The organism is Streptomyces sp. NPDC045678 (assembly GCF_056432085.1).
On the sequence record NZ_JBWKJS010000001.1, the window covers coordinates 209,599 to 223,035 of the forward strand.

15 protein-coding genes are annotated in these 13,437 nt (G+C 65.7%); 6 read left to right on the forward strand and 9 right to left on the reverse strand.

All coding sequences use genetic code 11. The features are described from left to right. Positions 1–4: 4 nt before the first annotated feature. Positions 5–985 carry a GlxA family transcriptional regulator gene (locus AC07DO_RS00880; protein ID WP_479056121.1) on the forward strand — a complete coding sequence of 327 codons (981 nt, stop codon included), beginning with the start codon at positions 5–7 and terminating at the stop codon, positions 983–985. A 109-nt stretch (positions 986–1,094) separates the two neighbouring features. On the opposite strand, the gene AC07DO_RS00885 is transcribed toward AC07DO_RS00880, so the two are convergent. Further along, the gene (locus tag AC07DO_RS00885; RefSeq protein ID WP_479056123.1) at positions 1,095–1,625 is read right to left on the reverse strand and encodes a VOC family protein; all 531 of its coding nucleotides are present in this window, start codon (positions 1,623–1,625) and stop codon (positions 1,095–1,097) included. A gap of 391 nt (positions 1,626–2,016) precedes the next feature. On the opposite strand from AC07DO_RS00885, the gene AC07DO_RS00890 reads away from it, so the two are divergent. Continuing rightward, positions 2,017–2,553, forward strand: coding sequence for a hypothetical protein (locus AC07DO_RS00890; RefSeq protein WP_479056125.1), 537 nt, complete (start codon positions 2,017–2,019; stop codon positions 2,551–2,553). Between the two features lie 6 nt (positions 2,554–2,559). Here the strand turns inward: AC07DO_RS00890 and AC07DO_RS00895 are convergent, their stop codons facing one another. The 4 genes from AC07DO_RS00895 to AC07DO_RS00910 all read right to left on the reverse strand — a co-directional run bounded on the left by AC07DO_RS00895 (position 2,560) and on the right by AC07DO_RS00910 (position 4,659). Further along, on the reverse strand, positions 2,560–2,862 hold the full coding sequence (locus AC07DO_RS00895; RefSeq protein ID WP_479056126.1) for a hypothetical protein: 303 nt from the start codon (positions 2,860–2,862) through the stop codon (positions 2,560–2,562). Between the two features lie 109 nt (positions 2,863–2,971). Continuing rightward, entirely contained in the window at positions 2,972–3,511 is a 540-nt protein-coding gene (locus tag AC07DO_RS00900) for a nucleoside deaminase (RefSeq protein WP_479056127.1), read from the reverse strand. A gap of 90 nt (positions 3,512–3,601) precedes the next feature. Then, positions 3,602–3,814 (reverse strand): DUF397 domain-containing protein, encoded by a 213-nt coding sequence (locus tag AC07DO_RS00905; RefSeq protein WP_479056128.1) that lies wholly within the window; start codon positions 3,812–3,814, stop codon positions 3,602–3,604. Then, positions 3,814–4,659: a helix-turn-helix domain-containing protein gene (locus tag AC07DO_RS00910; RefSeq protein ID WP_479056129.1), complete on the reverse strand. Its 846-nt coding sequence runs from the start codon at positions 4,657–4,659 to the stop codon at positions 3,814–3,816. Before AC07DO_RS00910 ends, AC07DO_RS00905 begins: the two co-directional genes overlap by 1 nt. Before the next feature lie 222 nt (positions 4,660–4,881). Here AC07DO_RS00910 and AC07DO_RS00915 point away from each other — a divergent pair, with 222 nt between their 5' ends. After that, positions 4,882–5,511 (forward strand): ATP-binding protein, encoded by a 630-nt coding sequence (locus tag AC07DO_RS00915; RefSeq protein WP_479056131.1) that lies wholly within the window; start codon positions 4,882–4,884, stop codon positions 5,509–5,511. On the opposite strand, the gene AC07DO_RS00920 is transcribed toward AC07DO_RS00915, so the two are convergent. Then, positions 5,484–6,254, reverse strand: coding sequence for an HNH endonuclease (locus tag AC07DO_RS00920; RefSeq protein WP_479056132.1), 771 nt, complete (start codon positions 6,252–6,254; stop codon positions 5,484–5,486). The two genes, AC07DO_RS00915 and AC07DO_RS00920, sit on opposite strands and share 28 nt — an antisense overlap. A 161-nt stretch (positions 6,255–6,415) precedes the next feature. Between AC07DO_RS00920 and AC07DO_RS00925 the strand changes: the two genes are divergently transcribed. After that, on the forward strand, positions 6,416–7,606 hold the full coding sequence (locus tag AC07DO_RS00925; protein WP_479056133.1) for a DNA cytosine methyltransferase: 1,191 nt from the start codon (positions 6,416–6,418) through the stop codon (positions 7,604–7,606). Here the strand turns inward: AC07DO_RS00925 and AC07DO_RS00930 are convergent, their stop codons facing one another. From AC07DO_RS00930 to AC07DO_RS00940, 3 genes are all read right to left on the reverse strand, one after another. Further along, positions 7,607–8,080 carry a very short patch repair endonuclease gene (locus AC07DO_RS00930; protein WP_479056134.1) on the reverse strand — a complete coding sequence of 158 codons (474 nt, stop codon included), beginning with the start codon at positions 8,078–8,080 and terminating at the stop codon, positions 7,607–7,609. A gap of 30 nt (positions 8,081–8,110) precedes the next feature. After that, positions 8,111–9,112: a NaeI family type II restriction endonuclease gene (locus AC07DO_RS00935; protein WP_479056135.1), complete on the reverse strand. Its 1,002-nt coding sequence runs from the start codon at positions 9,110–9,112 to the stop codon at positions 8,111–8,113. A 204-nt stretch (positions 9,113–9,316) separates the two neighbouring features. Beyond that, positions 9,317–10,000, reverse strand: coding sequence for a hypothetical protein (locus AC07DO_RS00940; protein WP_479056136.1), 684 nt, complete (start codon positions 9,998–10,000; stop codon positions 9,317–9,319). A gap of 127 nt (positions 10,001–10,127) precedes the next feature. Between AC07DO_RS00940 and AC07DO_RS00945 the strand changes: the two genes are divergently transcribed. Beyond that, a complete protein-coding gene (locus AC07DO_RS00945) occupies positions 10,128–11,537 on the forward strand; it encodes a ParB N-terminal domain-containing protein (RefSeq protein WP_479056138.1) in 1,410 nt (469 codons plus the stop codon). Then, the gene (locus tag AC07DO_RS00950) at positions 11,537–13,372 is read left to right on the forward strand and encodes a DEAD/DEAH box helicase (RefSeq protein WP_479056139.1); all 1,836 of its coding nucleotides are present in this window, start codon (positions 11,537–11,539) and stop codon (positions 13,370–13,372) included. The genes AC07DO_RS00945 and AC07DO_RS00950 overlap by 1 nt, the downstream gene beginning before the upstream one ends. Positions 13,373–13,437: the final 65 nt, after the last annotated feature.

Sequence of the window (13,437 nt, forward strand, 5' to 3'; positions counted from 1 at the left end):
GATCATGACTACTTCTGCTCACCGCGTGGCGGTACTCGTACGGGACGGCGTGCTGCCGATGGAACTGGGCCTGGTGCACCAGTTGTTCGGCGCGGCGAGGGGACCGGTGGGGGAGCGGCTGTACGAGGTGCGGACGTGCGCGGTGCAGGGCCCCGGCCTCATCCGCACGGACGCGGACTTCCCGGTGGGTGCGCGGCACGGCCCGGAGGCGCTGGAGTGGGCGGACACGGTGCTGGTCCCGGCGTCGCACGAGGAGGACGAGTCGCTGGCCCCGGGCGGCCTGCCGGCCCCGCTGGCGCGGGCGCTGGACTCCGCGGCGCACGCGCGCCTCGCCTCGATCTGTACGGGGGCGTTCGTGCTGGCGGCCGCGGGCCTGCTGGACGGCCGCAGGGCGACGACGCACTGGCTCTCGACGGACCTGTTCGCCCGTACGTTCCCCTCGGTGACGGTGGACCCCGATGTCCTGTACGTGGACGAGGGCCGCATCCTGACATCGGCGGGGGAGGCGGCGGGAGTGGACCTGTGCCTGCACATGATCCGCGAGGACCACGGCGCGGCGGTGGCGGCGGACGTGGCACGGCGCACGGTGGTGCCGCCGCACAGGGAGGGCGGCCAGGCGCAGTACATCCAACGCCCGGTACCGGTCCGGGAGTCGACGTCGTCGACGAGCGCGGCGCGGGCGTGGGCGGAGGAGCACCTGTCCGACCCGCTGACGCTGGGAGAGCTGGCCGCCCGGGCCTCGATGAGCGTGCGCACGTTCAACCGCCGCTTCCGCGAGGAGACGGGCCTGACGCCGATGCAGTGGCTGACGCAGCGGAGGGTGGACCGCGCGCGGGAGTTGTTGGAGTCGACGGACCACACGGTGGACCGGGTGGCGACGGAGGCGGGCTTCGGGACGGCGGCGTCGCTGAGGCAGCACTTCGTGACGGGGGTGGGGGTGTCGCCGGGGGTGTACAGGGCGACGTTCAGGGGCGCGAGGTCCTAGGGGCCGTGCGTGGCCGGTGAGTCGTACCCTCGATCGTCCGCAGCCGTGGAGCAACAGGCCGGCGCTGTTGCCGTGGCGGCCGCGGGACGGGGCTGTCCGAGTGCGGGGATCAGCGCCAGTGGTTGTTGCTGGTGTGGTCGCCGGCGAGCCAGCGGGCGAGGTCGGCGTGTGCCGTGGCGCGCCGCTCGGCGTCGATCTTCTCCACATCGGGGTGGTCGACGGCGAATTCCAGGATGAGCCCGTTGGGGTCCGTGACGTACAGCGAGACGCAGAAGCCGTGGTCGAGCACGTGCGCGTTCGCGTCGGCGTGACCGGCGGACTCGACGCGCTTGAGTATGGCTTCCTGTGTCTCGGTCTCGACCTTGAAGGCGACGTGGCGCAGGGGCGTGACATTGAGGTCCGTCTTGAACTCCTCCTGGTCCTTGGGATCGGCGAACTGGAAGAAGGCGAGCGCGCTGCCGTCGGCCATGCCGTAGAGGGCGTGGCTGTAGGCGCGTTCGGCCCCGGCGAGCACGTCGCGCTCGGTCCAGGTGGCCACGAGGGGGAGGCCGATGACGTCCTCGTAGAAGTGCCGGTTGGCCTCCTGGTCGTCGGTGATCCATGCGTGGTGGTGGAGGCGGAGCGGCAGGGCCTGGCTCATGGGGGTCATCTCCCTTGGATGGCAGGGGTGTTGAACCGGAGACCGGACCGGTCTCCGTCGCTCCAATCAGCATGCCCTCTACACCAGTTGAATGTTAAAGGAAAATCGGCCATTGTTCAGGGCGCCGAAGTGTGGGCTTCTTGCTGGATGGCCCTGGTGGGGGATGCCGACTCGCTGTGCGGATGGCGGCCGAAAATGGTTGAACATTAACCAATATGGGTCGGCATCCTGCCGGAGCACGGCCTGTGGCCGGCCTCCAGTCGGGCGGCTGGACCGGTCGGGGCGCATGGGGTGGTCGGGCGGTCGGGGCGCATGGGGTGGGGGTGGGTAAGTACGGCGTGAGTGCCCGTACTCTGTCGCGCCCCCCACGCCACGGGGCACCGTCGCACACATGAACGCGACCGCGACCGCGAACGCGACCGCGAACACGACCGCGAACACGACCGCGAACACGACCGCGAACACGAACGCGAACACGAACGCGAACACGACCGCGATACTGACCCCGCTCCGGAAGACCGCGCCGCTGCCCCGGTACGCGACCCGCATCCTGGGCGCGGCCCTCGCCGCCGCGGCATATCTGGCGTGCCTGCCGTGGGACCTGCGCAACCGCGCGGAGACCCCGGGCGCGCTCAACGAGACGTCCCCCGTGACGACGACGGGCATCACGCTCCTGGCGGTCTCCCTCGTGGCCCTGGCGGCCTACTTCGGCATCAGGGACCGCGCGGCGTGGACGCTCTTGGTGGTGGCGGCCCCGCCGTCGACGCTGCTCTACGTCTCCTTCAACACGCACCCCACGCAGGACGCGCAGGTGTGGCCGCTGGCGTGGGCGGCGTTCATGCTGCTGTTCGGGGCGGGGGCGCTGGTGACGGCGATGGTGGCAAGGCGCGTGAAGGGCCGCCCGGAGGACGGCGACGCCCCGCGCTAGCCCTCCCTACCTCTGGCGGTCGGCGAGCACCCAGGAGGCGAGCCCGACGCCGCCGGCGACACCGAGGACGGCAGGCCAGGCGCCCACCTTCTTGGCGAGCGGATGCGACCCGGCGAACCCGGCGACGTACGCCGTGGTGAGCGCGGCGGCGGTCTTCGCCCCCGCGGCCTCCCGCCACTGCCGGGCGGCGACGACCCCCGCAGCGCCGAGCGCGACGCCGCCGAGGGGCCGCTTCTTGGTGGCCCGCGCGGTGGCGTAGCCCCCGACCAGCCCACTCACGGCCACGACTGCCGCGGGAATCCTCGCCATGATTGATCCACCTCTCGGTAATACGCCCAGTTTGTCTGTGTTGCCTATGTTGCCTACGTTGCCTATGGGCTGAGGCTAACGCGGAGCAATGGGCCACCGACCGGCACCCTCAGAGCTTCGGCTCGACGGGGCCGGGCTGCTCGGCGGCCCACTCGGCGAGAACCCCGACCGCGGCGGCCCGGACGTCCCCCTCGACGGGCACCTCGTCCAACAACCGCCGCTCCCCGTTCGGCAACGCGAGCTCCCGATAGAACTGCAGGTCCGGGTGCCCGTTGCGGGCGGCGTCGTGCCGGTCGGCGGCATAGACGAGACGACTGATCCCAGCCCAGTAACAGGCGGTGAGACACATGGGACAGGGCTCGCAACTGGAATACAGCGTGCCGCCCTCAACGAGAAACGTCCCGAGCCGCCGCCCCGCGTCCCGCAACGCCACGACTTCGGCATGAGCGGTCGGATCACAGTCCTCGACAACGCGATTGCTCCCAACCCCCACGACCTCCCCACCCACGACGACAACGGCCCCGAAGGGCTTCTTGGTACCGGGGCCGAGGGAGCGGCGGGACTGGGCGATGGCTTGCTCGAGGAACGCGCGGTCGTGGTCCTGCTCGGGGGCGTAGGGCAAGGGGGTCTCCTCCTCGTACGGCGTCATACGGCGTCGCGGCGTGCCGCCGATGGGGACAGGGTTGACGGCGGGGCCGGTCTCACACATGACGGTGCGGTACGAGGACCGAGAAACGCGTCAGCGCCACGTAGCGGCGACGAACCTGGCCCAGGCTGTGGAGGAGACCTGGAGGCGGGGGCCGTCGGCTCGCTTGGAGTCGCGTATGAGGACACCGCCGGGCGTGCCAGGGAGGAAGGCGGTCTCTACGCACTCGGTGGTGTTGCCGCCGCTGTAGGAGGACTTGAACCATGTGAGGGCCGAGGGAGGAAAGGGCGGCAAAACGGCAGGCATTACAACTCCTTGCGGACGCGTTGAATCATGGAGGAGGAGGCTTCCATGTCCAACGCTTGTGCGCGGAGGTAGTCGAACGCAAGCCGGTATCGCTCCAGTTCCTCGTCCTTCTCCAGGAAGAGCGACCCGGTGTGGAGGTCGACGTACACGACGTCGAGCGTCGGTTCGGTGCCGCCGATGATCACGAAGCTGCCAAGGGCCGCGCAGTGGGCCCCTTTGGAGAAGGGCAGAACCTGAAGCGTGATGCCAGGTGATTCGTTCGCTTCGAGGAGTCGGCCGAGCTGCTCCTTCATGGCCGCCGGAGAGCCGACGACGCGACGGATGACGGACTCGTCGAGAATCGCCCACAGCCGTGGGGGAGTAGGCCGGGTGAGGACCTCCTGCCGCTTCATGCGGATGTCCACGAGGCGTTCGATCTCGGCCGGGGCGAGGCGTACTTCGTTGGCTTGCTGGACCGCGGTGCTGTAGGCCCGGGTCTGCAACAGCCCGGGTACGTACACACACGAGAAGTGGTCTTCCCGGACTGCCTCGTCCTCCAGTGTGAGCAGCAGATTCATGCTTTCCGGAATCGAGTCGGTGAACGAACTCCACCACCCTTGCTGCTTGGCGTCCTTGGCCAGCGCCACGACTGCTCGCCGTTCGGCATCGGACGCCGCGTACTCGCGGCAGAGCGCGTCGACCACGAGCCACTTGACCGGCCCAGCCTGTGTCTCGTATCGGCTGACCGTCGCCTTGGACACCCCGACGAGGGTGCCGGCCTCTTCCAGAGTGAGCCCCTTGCGGGCGCGCAGCTTCCGCATCATGGCGCCGAGCTGACGCCGACGCGTGGTGGTTCGTAGCGACATGCGTCTCCTCCTGTCCGTCCCCCGAGGCCGGATTCCAACCCGCGCAGGCCGCGACCAGGCTAAGCGCCAACTCGGCTGACACCTCACCGAGTTCACTCGAAGGATGACGGTGAGAAGTTACACAGCGAGACTTCTCTGTGCCATGCTCGCAGCACTCACTACGCGGTGTAGTCGTACGGATACGGCAGGTGCAGCGCTGCGTGGCCTGCGAGGGAGCCCCCCATGTCCATGCACGAAGAGGGCGCACGTCGACTGCGCCGAGTCCTCCCCTTCGAAGCGACACCGAAGGAAGTCCCGCTCCTCCGCCTGGAGGTGAAGCGCAGCTTGGAGCAGTGGGGTGCGCTGAGCATCCTCGACGAGGCTGGGCTGGTCGCGACGGAACTGGCGACGAACGTCATCAAGCACGTGGGCGAGGGCGCGTCGGCGACGCTCGTGCTCGAGCCCCGCGGGGACCGCCTCCGCGTCGAGGTACACGACGGAAGCCGGGCCGTGCCGGCGCTGAGCGCTGTGTGCGGCGAGGCGGAATGCGGCCGTGGCCTCCACCTTCTCGCCTCCCTGAGCGAGGAGTGGGGCACCCTCGTTACGGCTGCGGGGAAGGCGGTGTGGTGCGAGATCTTGCTGACCGCTGCTCGACAGTGTGCCCGGGTCCAGCGTGCAGCGGCCGTACTGGACGAGTACTGCAAGCTGATCGGCCCAGACCCGATGATCAAGCCGGAGCGTGTGGTGTTGGAGGCGTTGGTCCCCGAGGCCATCGCTGACCTGCTGCACTGGCTCGCGGCACAGGGCGGGGATCCGGACGAGGTGCTGGGTCTGGCGCTGGCCCGCTACGAGTCGGCGGCAGAGGCGGCGTGAGGACTTTGGGATGCCGTATCGGCAATCAGGGCCCTCAGTGCGTCGGGAGTGCGCCAGGATTCTCCCCGGCGGTTCTTGTGGCACATGCGGTGGCAGTTTGCGCACAGGCAGGCAAGGTCGTCGAGCCTGGTGCTTCGGGGGCCGGATATGTGGAGGGGGGTGACGTGGTGCACCTCGATGTATCCCTCACCCAGCGCGCCGTAGGTGCGTACGAAATCGAAGTCGCAGACCTCGCAGCGCAGCGGACGGCCATTCTGCCGTGCCTGCTTGATCTTCAACTTGCGGAGTTTCGGGTCTCGCTCGCGGGCCAGTGCCTGACGGACGAGGAGCCGCCCCTCGATGGCGGTGGAACCGAAGTCGTCGATCTCATCGGGCTGGGGCGGGATGAGCTGCAGCCGCCCCGAGCCGATTCCATCTTCGATCGCCTGGGCGGCCTCCAGCATTTCGGCCTCTCGGTCGATGAAAGCCTTGATCATCAGGCGTGTCGGCTCCCCACAGCGGGTGCCTTTGCGGGTATAGGCGGGGTGGTTCGTGGCGAAGTCGCTGGTCTTGCGGCTGACGCTGTCCGGGGAGCGGAACTCGGGGAGGGCGAGGGCTTCGGGGGGATGGATCGGGAGCGACCGGAGCAACTCGGACAGTTCTTGTACCTCCGGATCTCCGGTTCGCAGCTCGCGCCAACCGTTTCTTACGACGCGTGCTCCGGCCAGTACCAGCTCATCCTCAGTCCACGCAGGGATCCGCATGGGCAATATCGTATGAGTGTTCGTCGTGACGGAGGGTGCGTTCAGCGAACTATGCAACGTGCTGCACACTTGGGTAGGTCTAGTTGTCAGTGGGGTCTGTCACCCTCTGTGATGGTGGTGCGCGCAGTGTGCCCGCCGCTGCGCATCGGTAAGGAGGGGGCATGACCCACATGAATGAGCTTGAGTACACCTCTGTGGAGATCTGTGCTGGAGCAGGTGGGCAGGCCATTGGTCTGCATCAGGCTGGGTTCAGACATCTTGCGCTGGTGGAGATCGACGCGCATGCGGCCAAGACTCTCAGTGAGAACATCATCAAGCACAAGGCATGGAACTGGGAGAGCCAGCACTGCGATGTCCTGTCGGCCGATGTCAAGGACTTCAGGCCCTCAGAGCACATGACGAAGAGCGGCCCGCTGCTCCAGGCCAATGGTCTTGACCTTCTTGCTGGCGGCGTTCCGTGCCCGCCGTTCTCGCACGCCGGCAAGCAACTCGGCAGAGACGATGAGCGTGACCTCTTCCCGCGCATGCTGGACCTGGTCAAGGAGCTCAACCCGCGTGCAGTGATGATCGAGAACGTTCGCGGGATCATGGACCCGAAGTTTGCTGACTACCGGGACTGGATCCTGGCCAGGCTCCAGGGTGGAGCGTACCTGGAGGAGAACGGCGAGCAGGCTCACGACCAGGGACTCGGTTACACCGTCTGCAAGTGGGGTGTCCTGGAGGCCAGCGACTTCGGCGTCCCTCAGCTCCGCCCGCGCGCCGTCCTCGTGGCCATCCGCGACGATGTGCTGAAGGACGTCAAGTACGAATGGCCGACGCCGACACACGAGGACCCGGTCAGTGTCGCCGTAAGCCTTCAGCCGACCATGTACGAGCGATACGAACGGTACTTCGAGGGGGAGTACGCGGAGAAAGCCCGGGCTGCGTACGACCGATGGTTGGACAAGGCCACAAAGCGTGATGCCGAGCTCAAGGGCAAGGGTGGTGGCATCGCACCCACTCTCGTCGGCGGATCAAAGAAGCACGGCGGGGCGGACCTGGGGCCCAGCCGGGCAAAGCTCGCCTGGAAGCAGCTCGGCGTCTCGGGAGTTGGCGTTGCCAATGACGCCGACAAGTGCAAGGAGAAGGGGACCGAAGAACGAGACCTCTTCAGGCCGGACGGTCCCATGCTCACGGTTGAGCAGGCTGCGATTATTCAGGGATTCCCACCGGGGTGGGATTTCACCGGCGGGAAGACCGCGCAGTACCGGCAGGTGGGAAATGCATTCCCGCCCCCCGTGGCGAAGGCGGTCGGGGAATCGATTCTGGACGTCCTGAGGGCTGCGCGTGAGCGCGACCGAAAGAAGAGATGATCAGCGGCCCTGGTCGTCATCCCCGCTGCGGTTGCGCCGCCTCTCGACCTCCGCGGTGATCAGTGCTGCGCAATCGCCGGCTGGCTCGTGCTCCCAGAAGCGGAGCACGAGCCAGCCTGCTTCGGTGAGGCGTTGGTCGGTATCCCGGTCGCGGGTCACGTTTCGGAGCACCTTGTCCGACCAGTAGCCGGAATTCGTCTTCGGTGGCACGTAGTGCTCAGGGCAGCCGTGCCAGTAGCACCCATCGATGAACACGGCGACCCGCGCCGGACGGAAGACCATGTCCGCGGTCCGGCGCAGGCCGGGAAGAGGCTTGGCGGCAACCCGGTAGCGCAATCCTTGCGCGTGTACGAGCTGGCGGATAAGCCTCTCGGGTTTCGTGTCCCGGCTCCGGATGGCCTGCATGTTCCGTCGGCGGGCGGCGGATGAGGCCCATGAACCCTCTGGGGGGACCCACGGCTCTTGTTCGGGCACAGTGAGCGGCGCACCTCCTAAGGCGGGTGGTCAGAACTCCGCCGCTTCAGTCTCAGCATTGGTGACTTTAGGAAGCTTAGGACCTGGCTCGTCAGGGTCGGAGGGCCGGGCTAGTACCCAGCTCTTGCCACCAAGATCAACGCGCGGGCGGTCCTCGTGCTGGGGTTTTGCTTCACACACGCGGAAACTAACGAACTGGCCTCTGCCCGGCACCTCGGCGCCGATCCGCTCGGCGATATCCCGGTGCTTTCCATAGGGACCGGCGATAAGAATTCCCTTCTCACGCAGGACCGTGCGAGCTCTTCCCTCACCTTCACGGAGTCGGGCCAGGTAATCGAGCTGTTGCGCTGCAGTGCGTACGGCACCACGGCCGATCTTCCTGTTCTGGACCTTCTCGAACAGTTGGATGACACGGGCTTGCCCCTGCCGATTACCCTGGAGAAGGATCTGGTCGCGTGTCTCGGCAGGAAGGTGTAGCAGCACGTTCTCGGGAAGGGGAGCGTTGTGCCAGAGCCAGAAGATTCTCTTCCGGTGCTCAGCCTTGACCGTCAGTTTCCGGTCTCTGTTCTTACCTAGGTTGAGGAACTGCTCCTGAATGCGCATGAGGCCCGCGGACCACTGGCTCCTGGTGTCGCTGGCCCATACGAGCAGGCATACATGGCCCACGGCCTCGGGTGGAATCATCCAGCCACCAAACTTCTGCGAGAACTTGCAGTCGACCTCGATTCCAGCGATCCGATAGTCCGTCGCATCGCCGTCCGCAAAATCGAACTCGCGGTGAAGGTTGATCTCCACCATGGAGCCTGCGTGTGTCTTCTCGGTCTGGCGCAGCTGCTCCCAGGCGTAGCGCCCCGTGGCCTCCCCGTTGAGCAGCTGATCGATGGTCTCTCGGAGGACCGCCGCGAAGCGCTTGCCCTCCGGATCAAGCTGACGGAGGCGATGGTGCACAGAGGCAAGCCCTTCGTCCTCCTCCAGGAGCGGGCGGGAGTGCACGTTGATGGCTGCGGAGGCATCGACCTCGATGGGGGGCAACAAAGCACCCTCTTCCGTGGGTTGACGATAGTTGGGTGCGATAAAGCTATCTGCCTCAACTGGCAGCACCGCCGCCCGACTGGGCGGCATCCCGGCTCGTAATCACTCGTGACGCTGGGAGGGGCAGATCACAGCGGGCAGCCGCAGGCTCGTCCCATAAAGCCCGCGGCGACCTGCTGGTGAGGCAATGGGGCCGCGTTCGTGTCAGGCCTCGAGTTGGGACTGAATTTCGTCACGAGCAGCGGCGGGTAGCCGTCGGTACGCGTTCCAGGCTCGCTCCAGGGGCGTGGAACCGCGTCGGCCTCGCTTCACCCAATGGGCCAAGCGGCGCTGCTCACTTGGGTCGAGAGCCTTGATATCTGCGAGAACCTCGTCAGCCTGGGCAGGGGGACCCTGAAAACCGGCGCGGCAACGCTTGCACTCGGTCAGCAACAGAGTCTCATGGCGGCCGTCCGGGAGGATCGTCTCGCGACGCGTAACGGACAGCACGGCGGTCTGGTTGGAGTCGTCGATGTACGGTTCGGCGCCAGCAATGCCGCACACCGTGCACATGAAGCCGTCACGCGCCATGACGGACTGCTTCTCCTTCGCGGAGATTGCCTTCTGAGGTGCAGCAGCTCGCCGTGCGGCTGGATCCCATACAGGCACTCCGGCTTTGACGAAGCGTTGGTCCTCTGCCAGCAGCGTCGCGTCCTCGGTATTCGTGAGGATGACCCAGCCGTAGTCACGTAGATCACGGAGACGACGGTCGGCTTGGGACACGCCGGGGAACGCGTTGCGGAGCTGCTCCTTGGTGAACGTCTCCCCTGCGCCGACCTCCTGGACCAGCCACAGAGCTCCTTTGATCATGGTGCCAGCCTTGAGCTCAGGGTCGTTCCAAGTGGGCATGGACACCTTCTGCTCCGTTCTCCGGGGGCTCGGAGCAACGATTGTGGATCATCGGCGAGCTCAGTGCGGGTGATTCCTGCCATGATGCAGGGAGAGGGGTGTCAGGAGACAGCGGGAGGATCTGGCTATGGCTACGAAGTTCGGCGTTCCGCCTGAGGGTGTGAGGGTTCGCTCCCTGGTGGAAGAGCGTCTGAAACAGGCCATGGCTGAGAACGGCGCCAAGATCAGTGTGGAGTGGCGGGGGGAGCAGAGGCACCTGCATGTCATTTCCATGCCGGTGGACATGCTCTACTTCAACCCGGACACCCACCGAATCCGTGCGCAGCGCACACTGAACCCGGAGCGCAACCGGGTTCTCGAGGAGGAGCCTTGGAGCGAGCCTGCGCAGCAGTACCTGCACGACCTGTTGCGTTGTAAGCCCTCGAATCCGAACCAGACGGACCCGGACTACAGCGCTCTGCAGGATGAACTCGATGACTTCGGCCAGAAAGAGCCGGGGATCATCAGCCCGGACGGGATCCTGGTTGACGGCAATACCCGTTGTGCCGCACTCAGAGACCTGGGCGTCAAGGACATCCGTGTCGGTATTCTGCCGCCGGACACCTCGCGGCGTGACATCAACAACGTTGAACTGGCCCTGCAGTTGCGCCGGGACAAGCGCCGCGAGTACTCATACATCAACCGCCTCATAGCCATCGAGGATGAGCTTGCGAGCGGTCGACGCGAGGAAGATGTCGCCCGAGACTTCAACATCAAGACCACAACGCTTCATCAGGACCGCTGGGTCTACCAGTTGATCCAGGAAGCGATAGACCGCAGCAGCACTGCTGACGGGGTGTGCCTGCGGCTGGTGGACTTTGAAGACCACCAGGAGAAGCTCCGGGAGCTGCACCGTGACTACAAGAAACTGTCCGCAACTGACCCTGACGCCTCTGAACAGTTGAAGGAGTCACGCTTGGCGATGGTGGTGCTGAACTACCCGAAGACGTCTGTGCGCCTTGCCGAAGCAGACTTTCACACACGCTATTTGAGCGATCGGCTCCCTGATGACCTGAGGCCGGCCGCTCAGCAGCCGACCGCCGTGCAGATTCCTGGGCTGCCCGGAGTCCAGGTCACTGACGCGACGGCGGCGGTGAAGACTACCCGCACGCTCACGGATACCCTCCTGCGGGCCAAGGCCGCTTCCCAGGCGGGGGACCTGCTGGGAGCCGCGGAGGTGACGTCGGCCGACAGGCTGATCAAGTCAGCGCGGAAGACCTTCGATGTCGCCGTCAAGATGGCTGGGCAGAACGCCCAGCTTCAGAAGCGCCAGGTGGCGGTCCCTGAAAGGCTCACAGACGCCGCCGACTACGTGAACCAATGTGCGGCGGAGTTCGCTGAAGCCAAATCTAAGAGGGCCCTGGATGAAGACGCTTTCGATGATGCACTGATCACCCTGCGAGCCAGCCTGGCCCGGCTTGCCAAGCAGGCCGGGCGGACGTTCAGCTCGCCGAGTGACGGTGTGGCATGGCTTCTCGACGCTACGCAGGAGCACTGATGCCACAGTCGAGCTCCGCGCCCAGCCTGGAGATTGGCTTTGGCGAGAGTGCGACCAGGGCTCGTCTGACAGCAGCGACTGACCACCATGACGACTTGCGTCGGCTGGCGTTGCGTTTTCGCAGTAGTGCGCAGCGGTCGTCAGGGACGTTGGAAGTCGAGATTGACGATCTGCTCACGAACCTGATTGCGCTGTCTACTTGGCCTCATCAGGGGAGTGTGCAGTGGGACCCGCAGCTGGCCACTCTGGCCACGGACTCCGCAATCGATGCACAGGCCGTTGCCGAACGTCTCGACCGGACGCCAGCTGACACCGCGGAGGAGCTGGACCCCAGTCAGGTCTATGACCTGCTGGGGGAAGAATGGATCGGCGACCTGACGTCATTCCAGCGCAGGGACATCGCCAAGCTGCTGTCGCTGCGCCATGGGGCGAACTTCTCAGTTCCCGGAGCCGGCAAAACCCGCGTTGGTCTCGCTGTCTTCCAGGCCCTCCGGCAGACGAAGGGGATCGAGCGGTTCCTGATCGTCGGGCCGAAGTCCTGCTACGAGTCATGGCAGTCTGAGAACCAGTATTGCTTCGCGGAACCGTTGCGCATGAGTGTCTTCTCGCGCGCGGCTGATCCTGCCACGGAAGCGTTCATCGTGAACTACGAGCGCCTCGACGGCGCAGTAGCTGAGCTCGGGCAGTGGCTTACAGCCAGGCCTTCATTGCTTCTGCTCGATGAGGCCCACAGGATGAAGCTAGGCGCTGAGGGTACCTACGGGGCGGCCTGTCTCGCTCTTGGGCCCCGCGCCCGTCACCGGTTGATCCTCACGGGCACTCCGGCGCCGAACGGTGTAAAGGATCTCGAGAACCTATTCGGCTTTGTCTGGCCCGGCCACGGGCGGCAGAAGGTGACCCAAGCCGTAGCCGGCGGCGATCTGGCGAAAGCCAGTCAGGTACTGCGGCCGCTCTTCGCCCGGACTACGAAGGGGGAACTCGGGCTGCCTCCGGTTACTACCAGTCTGAGGCTCGTGCCGATGCCGGCCTTGCACCGTGAGGTCTACGAGGCACTTATCGGCCGCTTTTCTGCCCGAGCTGCAGGGTCAGAGGGCGATTTCCAGGCTCTGGGGAAAACCATCGTGTACCTGTTGATGGCCGCAACGAGCCCTGCATTGCTCACTGTAGGAACGACTCGCTATGAACCGCTTGCGTACCAAGTTCCTCCCTTGAAGGCCCCTGAAGGTACTCCCTTGTTCGATCTGATGCGGGACCTGCCAAGCTATGAGATGTCGCCCAAATATCAGGAAGTTCTTGCGATCGTGGCGCGAAATGCAGCCCAGGGTCGAAAGACGCTTGTCTGGTCGACGTTCATTCGGAGTCTGAACACGTTGGATCGTATTCTCGGAGAGTTCTCACCCGCCATGGTCCATGGTGGCACCGAGGACCGCGACGCACAGATCGCACGGTTCCGGAACGACCCCGACTGCATGGTGCTGCTCTCGAACCCGGCCACACTTGGAGAAGGCATCAGTCTGCATCACCACTGCCACGACGCAGTCTATGTGGACCGGGACTTCGCCGCCGGACGCTTCCTCCAGAGTCTCGACCGCATTCACCGGCTCGGTCTCGACCCAGAGGCAGAGACCCGTATATCGGTTCTTGCTTCGGAGGCCACCATCGACGAAGTCGTTGACCAACGCCTCAGCGACAAGCTCCAGTTCATGGGAAGGATTCTCGATGACCCAGCTGTCCAGGAGCTGGCCGACCTCGATGAGGAGCCTCCTGTCGGCGGCGGGCTGGACCAGCGTGACCTTCAGGCTTTGATGGGCCACTTCCGTGCCCATACCTCCTGACCCGGTCCTCCGCGCGGCGGCCCGGTGGCTGAGGCACCTGTCGTCGTCCGGCGTCGCGCGATCCC